Source organism: Streptomyces sp. NPDC060205 (assembly GCF_042728395.1).
Lineage (GTDB): Bacteria > Actinomycetota > Actinomycetes > Streptomycetales > Streptomycetaceae > Streptomyces.
Genome location: NZ_JBHWZP010000421.1, coordinates 1 through 7,064, shown reverse-complemented (window position 1 = coordinate 7,064; position 7,064 = coordinate 1). Strand labels below are relative to the sequence as shown.

The following is a 7,064-nucleotide window of genomic DNA, read 5'->3' as shown; positions in this document are numbered from 1 at the left end:
CCAACAACAACTACAATAACACTAACGAGCAGCCCCGGGGCATGTCGTAGTCGATCGCCCGCGTAGCCCTTCCGAACGCAGCTCCCCATGTCAGCGGAGTTCCGTATGCCCGGGGGCGGCGGACCACGGCGTACCGGCACGGCCCCTCGCGTTCGTACGGCCCGCTCACGTCCGGCCCAGGAGCACACATGGAAGCCGGTGAGGGGCTCCCGTCCCCACGGGCCCCTCACCGGCTGGTCATGCGTGGCCGCGCTGTCAGGCGCGGACCAGTTCCCGGTCCTCGTCCGGTGCAGTCGTCGGACGGGCCGCGTCGAGTGCCTTGAGGCCCTCGCCCTCGACGTCCACGTTCGGCAGGGCGCGGTCCAGCCACTTCGGGAGCCACCAGGCCCGCTTGCCGAGCAGGGCCAGGACCGCCGGGACGATCGCCATGCGGACCACGAACGCGTCGAAGAAGACGGCGATGGCGAGGCCGAAGCCGATCATCTTGATCATCGAGTCGCTCGCGCCGATGAAGCCGCCGAAGACCGCCATCATGATGATCGCCGCCGCGACCACGACGCGGGCGCTGTGCCGGAAGCCGGTCACGACCGCCTGGCTCGGGGACTCCCCGTGCACGTACGCCTCCCGCATGCGGGTCACGAGGAACACCTCGTAGTCCATCGCCAGGCCGAAGACCACGCCGACCATGAAGATCGGCATCATCGACATGATCGGGCCGGTCTCCTCGACGCCGATCAGGCCGGCCAGCCAGCCCCACTGGAAGACCGCGACCACCGCGCCGAGCGCGGCGAGCACGCTCAGCAGGAAGCCGAGCGCCGCCTTGAGCGGGACCAGGATCGAGCGGAAGACCACGATCAGGAGGAGGAAGGCCAGGCCCACCACCAGGGCGAGGTACGGGACCAGGGCGTCGTTCAGTTTCTGGGAGAAGTCGATGTTCATCGCCGTGGTGCCGGTGACCAGCACCTCGGCATCCGTGTCCGCCTTGATGTCGGCGCTCTGGCCGCGGATGGCGTGCACCAGGTCCTCGGTCTGCGTCGAGGACGGCTTGGAGTCCGGGATCACCGTGATCGTCGCGGTGTCGCCCGCCTTGTTCGGGGTCGCCGGGGTGACCGTCACGACGTCCTTGAGGCCCTTGATGCCATCCGTCACGGCGGTGAAGGCGGCCGTCGGGTCGGCGCTGTCCTTGGCGTCGACCACGATCATCAGGGGGCCGTTGAAGCCGGGGCCGAAGCCCTCCGAGAGGAGGTCGTACGCCCTGCGCTGCGTCGTGGACGTCGGCTGGGAGCCGTCGTCGGGCAGGCCCAGTTCCAGCTGGGTGGCCGGTACGGCGATGACACCGAGGCCGACGACGCCGAGCAGGAGTACGGCCGCCGGGCGGCGGATGACGAAGCTCGCCCAGCGGGTGCCCATGTTGGGCCTGGACGGCTTACCCGCCGAGGTACCGGTGTCCTTGGCCTTGCGCTTCTCGTTCGCCGGGCGGATCTTGCCGCCCGCGTAGCCGAGCATCGCGGGGATCATGGTCAGCGCGATGAGGACGGCGACCACGACCGTGCCCGCCGCGGCGAGGCCCATCTTGGTGAGCATCGGGACGTTGACGACCGCGAGGCCCGCCAGGGCGATGACCACCGTGAGCCCGGCGAAGACGACCGCCGAGCCGGCGGTGCCGGTGGCGCGGCCCGCCGCCTCCTCGCGGTCACGGCCCTCGGCCAGTTCCGCCCGGTAGCGGGAGACGATGAACAGCGCGTAGTCGATGCCGACCGCGAGGCCGATCATCAGCGCGAGCGTCGAGGTGGTGTCGCCGAGGTCGAGCGCGTTGGCGAGCGCGGTGATGGTGGAGACCCCGATGCCTACGCCGATGATCGCCGTCAGCAGCGGCAGTCCTGCCGCGACCAGCGAACCGAGGGTGACGACGAGGACGACCGCGGCGAGGGCGAGGCCGATGATCTCGCCGGTCGCGCCCATCTCCGCCCCGGCCTCCAGCGCGTCACCGCCGACGTCGACCGTCAGGCCGGTGTCCCGGGCCGACTCGCCGGCCGCCTCAAGGGCGTCCCTGGTCGAGTCCGCGAGTTCCATGCCGGGGGCGTCGTACCGCACGGAGGTGTAGGCGACCGTGCCGTCCTTGCTCACGGCGTTCGTCGTGTAGGGGTCGGTGACCGAGACGACCTCGGAGCCGTCGCCCAGTGCCTTGACGGTCTTCGCGACGGTCGCCTTGTTGTCGGCGTCCGTCATCTTCTGGCCCTCGGGCGCCTTGAAGACGATGCGCCCGGTCGCTCCGTCGGCGCTGGCACCGGGGAACCGCTGTTCCAGCAGGTCGAAGGCCTTCTGCGCCTCGGTGCCCGGGATGGAGAAGGAGGTCGTGCCCGCGGCGGGCGCGGAGGCCGCCCCGACGCCCGCGAGCGTCAGCAGCGCCACCCATATCAGGACGACGAAGTGCCGTCGCCTGAAGGCGAGGCGGCCGAGTTTGTAGAGGAACGTTGCCACGGGGGCGTACTCCCGATCAGGTCGGTGATGCAGGTCGGTGATGCGGCTCGGTGATGCGCCGGTGGCGCGGAGGGCGATGGCTGGCATCGGCGCCGGCATCAGGGCAGGGATCATCGGCCCGACGACGTGAGCGGTCGCGTCAGGTGCGTGAGGAGAGGAAAGGAAAAAGGAGGGGAGGGCGGGCGCCGTGGTTCGGTGCCGGTTCTCGGGGGTCTCGGAGGGGGTGGGGTCAGGCGACGAGGGCGGGGATGACCACTGCGTCGATGTACGAGGAGAGGAAGCTCTGCGTCGGTGGCTCGTTGTCGATGATCGTCCGGGCCGCGAAGGACCCGATGATCATGTGCAGCAGGAAGTCGATCGCGGGGTTGTCCGCACGGACCTCGCCGCGGTCGACGGCTCGCTGCACCACCTGGCGCATCTCGTCCAGTTCCGGTTCGACCAGCCACTCCCGCAGGGCGGCCAGCAGATCGGGGTTCGTGTGGACCGCCGTCCCCAGGGCGCGCATGAGGGAGGAGTTCTGCTCCATCTCGCAGTCGTCCTGGCGGGTGATCATCGCGTGGAGGTCGCCCCGCAGGGAACCGGTGTCCACGCTGGCGATGCCGACCGGTTTGTGGTGCCGGACCGACCTGGCGACCAGTTCGGCCTTGCCGCCCCACTGGCGGTAGAGCGTGGCCTTGCTGGACCGGGTGCGGGCCGCCACGGCGTCCATGGTCAGGGAGTCGTAACCGACCTCCCTGAGCAGATCGAGCACGGCCTCGTACAACTCGGCCTCGCGCTCGGGCGTGAGCCGGCTGCGACGCGTCGTTGCTGTCTCAGCCATCCCATTCACCGCTTCCGCTCGAACGAAACTGTCTCGTACTCCTCTGAAGATACCCTGCGCGTCAACGAAACGAAACTGTTTCGTACGTGTGGTGGGTCACGCGTCCGTCCGGAACCACGAGTTGCCGGGCCCCGCCCACCGGAAAAGCATGGGTGGGTGAGCGACACGAGTGAGAGCGAGAGCAAGTACGAGAGCAAGAACGGGACCGGGTACGGGAGCGGACACAGGGACGGGGACGGGGACGCGGCCGGCGCGGGTGCGGGCGGCTCCGCCTCCTATCTGCGGTTTCCGCATCTCAGCGGGGACCGGCTCTGCTTCGTGGCCGAGGACGATCTCTGGGTGGCGCCCCTGGACGGGCCCGGCCGCGCCTGGCGCGTGACCGTCGACCGGACCAAGGTGAGCCACCCGCGCTTCTCCCCCGACGGGCGGCATCTCGCGTACACGACCTGGCGCAGTCTCGTGCCGGAGATCCAGCTGGCCCCTGTCGACGGCGGCCCGGCCCGGCGGCTCACCTACTGGGGCAACGCCGACACCCAGGTCTGCGGCTGGTCGCCGCCCGACGCGGAGGGCACCTGCGAGATCCTCGCCGTCGCCTCGCACGGCGAGCCCTTCTCCTACTTCACCTGGGCCTACAGCGTGCCGGCCGACGGCGGCCCCGGCCGCAAGCTCCCCTGGGGCCCGGTCTCCGACATCGCGGTCGCTGACGTCGACGGCGAGCGCAGGACGCTCCTTCTCACCGGTACGCCCCCGCACGAGCCCGCCGCCTGGAAGCGCTACCGCGGTGGCGCCACCGGGCGGCTCTGGCTGCACGGGCAGCGCCTCCTCGCCGACCTCGACGGGCATCTGGACTCGCCGATGTTCGTCGGCGACCGGATCGCCTTCCTCTCCGACCACGAGGGCGTCGGCAATCTGTACTCGTGCCTGCACGACGGTTCCGGCCTGCGGCGCCACACCGACCACGACGCCTTCTACGCCCGGCACGCGTCCAGCGACGGCAGCCGGGTCGTGTACCAGTGCGCGGGCGAGGTGTGGATCGTCGAGGACCTGGCCGCGGACGCCCGGCCCCGCCGCCTCGACGTACGGCTCGGCGGGCCCCGCACGGGCCGCCGGCCCTACCAGGTGCCGGCCGCCCAGCACGTCGACGGGATTTCCGTCGACGAGACGGGCCGGGCCGGGGCGGTCGTCGTCCGCGGCAGCCTGTACTGGCTCACGCACCGTGACGGCCCCGCCCGCACCATCGCCGACACCCCGGGCGTCCGCGTCCGGCTGCCCGAGATGCTCGGCTCCGGCGGGCAGGTGGCGTACGTGACCGACGCGGAGGGCGAGGACGCCGTCGAGATCGCCTACCTGCCCCGCGCGACGGGCGCGCGCGAGCCCCGCCGCCTGGCCGCCGGGCAACTGGGCCGCGTACTGGAACTCGTCTCCGACCCGAAGGGCGAACGGCTGGCGATCGCCTCGCACGACGGCCGACTGCTGCTGCTCACCGTGAGCCAGGAGGACCAGGAGGGCCAGGAGGACGAGGGGGACGAAGGGGACGAAGGGGCCGAGGGGGACGAAGGGGCAGAGGGGGCCGAGGGGGTGGTCACCGAGCTCGTCCGGTCCGTCAACGGGCCCGTGCGCGACCTCGCCTTCTCCCCCGACGGGGCCTGGCTCACCTGGTCGCATCCCGGAATCGGCCGCACGCTCCGCCAGATCAAGCTGGCGCGGATCGACGGGCCGGGCGCCCGTACGGTCGTCGACGTCACCAACGGCCGCTTCGAGGACGAGAACCCGGTCTTCACCCGCGACGGCCGCTTCCTCGCCTTCCTCTCCTGGCGCGGCTTCGACCCGGTGTACGACGTCCACACCGGCGACCTCTCCTTCCCGCTGGGCTGCCGCCCGTACCTCGTACCGCTGTCCTCGGCGACCCCGTCCCCGTTCGCGCTGACCCCCGAGGGCCGTCCGGCGGCCGGCGGTCTGGACGAGGAGGGAGGCGGGGACGGGGGCGCGGGGGGCGGCACGGTGACCGTCGAGACCGAGGGGCTGGCGAGCCGGGTGACGCCGTTCCCGGTCACGGCCTCCAAGTACTCGGCGCTGTACCCGGTCGCGGGCGGCGGACTCGTCTGGCTGCGCTGGCCGATCTCGGGGGCGCTCGGCGAGACGTTCGCGAACCCGGACGACACCAGCGGCCGGCCGACCCTGGAGCACTTCAACCTCTCCAAGGCGAAGAAGTCCGAACTCGTCGACCATCTGGACTGGTTCGCGCCCAGCGGCGACGGCAGCCGGCTCGTCGTGGTCGACGAGGGAGAGCTGCGGGCCGTGCCGTCCACCGAGCCGGGCGACGGCGACTCGACCGTCTGGATCGATCTGCGCCGCATCCTGCACGAGGTCGACCCGGCCGCGGAATGGCGGCAGGCGTACGCCGAGGCGGGCCGCCTCATCCACGCGTACTTCTGGGAACCCGGCATGTGCGGCATCGACTGGCAGGGCGTTCTCGACCAGTACCGTCCGCTGGTCGAACGGGTCGCGTCCCCCGACGAGTTCGCCGACCTGCTCCGCGAGGTGCTGGGCGAACTGGGCACCTCGCACGCGTACGTGATCGCCGCGCGCCGCAACGAAGGGCCGCCGCACTATCAGCGGCCCCAAGGCCTGCTGGGCGCCAACTTCGTCTGCAGGGAAGGCAACTGGGTGCTCAAACGCATCCTGCCCGGCGACTCCTCCGACTCCAAGGCACGCTCCCCGCTGGCCGGTACGGGGATCCGCGAGGGTGCGCGGCTGACGCATGTGGACGGGCGGCCGGTGGACCCTGTCACCGGTCCGTTCCCGCTGCTCGCGGGGGCGGGCGGTACGACGGTGGAGCTGACGTTCACCCCGGCGGAGGGGTCGGGGGGCGCGGGAGGCTCGGGGGGCTCGGGGTGTTCGCGTCGGGTGGCGGTGGTTCCCCTCGTCGACGAGCGTCCGCTGCGCTACCAGGACTGGGTGGCCAAACGCCGTGCGGTGGTAAGGGAGTTGAGCGGCGGCCGGTGCGGCTACCTGCACATCCCCGACATGGGCGGCTCGGGCTGGGCCCAGTTCAACCGCGATCTGCGCATGGAGGTGTCGCGGCCCGCCCTCATCGTCGACGTACGCGGCAACGCGGGCGGCCACATCAGCGAGCTGGTCATCGAGAAGCTCACCCGTACGATCATGGGCTGGGACCTGACCCGTAACGCACAGCCGGTGTCGTACACGTCCAACGCCCCGCGCGGGCCCGTGGTCGCCCTCGCCGACGAGATGACCTCCTCGGACGGGGACATGATCACGGCGGCCTTCAAACTGCTGAAACTGGGGCCGGTGGTGGGGCTGCGCACGTGGGGCGGGGTCGTCGGGATGACCGGACGCCATGAGCTGGGGGACGGGTCGGTCATCACGGTTCCGATGAACGCGGCGTGGTTCGACGCGTACGGGTGGTCCGTGGAGAACCACGGGGTCTGTCCTGATCTGGAGGTGCTGCGGACTCCGCTGGACTGGGCGGAGGGGCGGCATGCGCAGCTGGATGACGCGGTGCGGTTGGCGCTTGACCTGCTGGCCCTGCATCCGGCGGCCACACCGCCGCCGTACACCGGCCTCCCCGACCGGTCCCGGCCCCGGCTGCCGCCCCGGCCGTGACCCTAGCCGGGGTCGCCTTGACGGGGTCGCCTTGACGGGGTCACTGACCGATTCGCCTCAACCTGCGGCCCGGTGGGGGCTGATCGCGCAGTTCCCCGCGCCCCTGATGGGGCGCAGCCCCTCCTGAGGGGCGCGG

At 71.4% G+C, this 7,064-nt stretch carries 3 protein-coding genes; 1 reads left to right on the top strand and 2 read right to left on the bottom strand.

What is annotated here, in order from left to right; translation table 11 throughout:
* Positions 1-255: 255 nt before the first annotated feature.
* Both ACFWGJ_RS39770 and ACFWGJ_RS39765 read right to left on the bottom strand, forming a co-directional pair.
* Positions 256-2,481, bottom strand: coding sequence for an MMPL family transporter (locus ACFWGJ_RS39770; protein ID WP_387333839.1), 2,226 nt, complete (start codon positions 2,479-2,481; stop codon positions 256-258).
* A 229-nt stretch (positions 2,482-2,710) separates the two neighbouring features.
* Positions 2,711-3,301, bottom strand: coding sequence for a TetR/AcrR family transcriptional regulator (locus tag ACFWGJ_RS39765; protein WP_387333838.1), 591 nt, complete (start codon positions 3,299-3,301; stop codon positions 2,711-2,713).
* A 279-nt stretch (positions 3,302-3,580) separates the two neighbouring features.
* On the opposite strand from ACFWGJ_RS39765, the gene ACFWGJ_RS39760 reads away from it, so the two are divergent.
* Positions 3,581-6,928: a S41 family peptidase gene (locus ACFWGJ_RS39760; RefSeq protein ID WP_387333840.1), complete on the top strand. Its 3,348-nt coding sequence runs from the start codon at positions 3,581-3,583 to the stop codon at positions 6,926-6,928.
* The last annotated feature ends 136 nt before the right edge of the window (positions 6,929-7,064 follow it).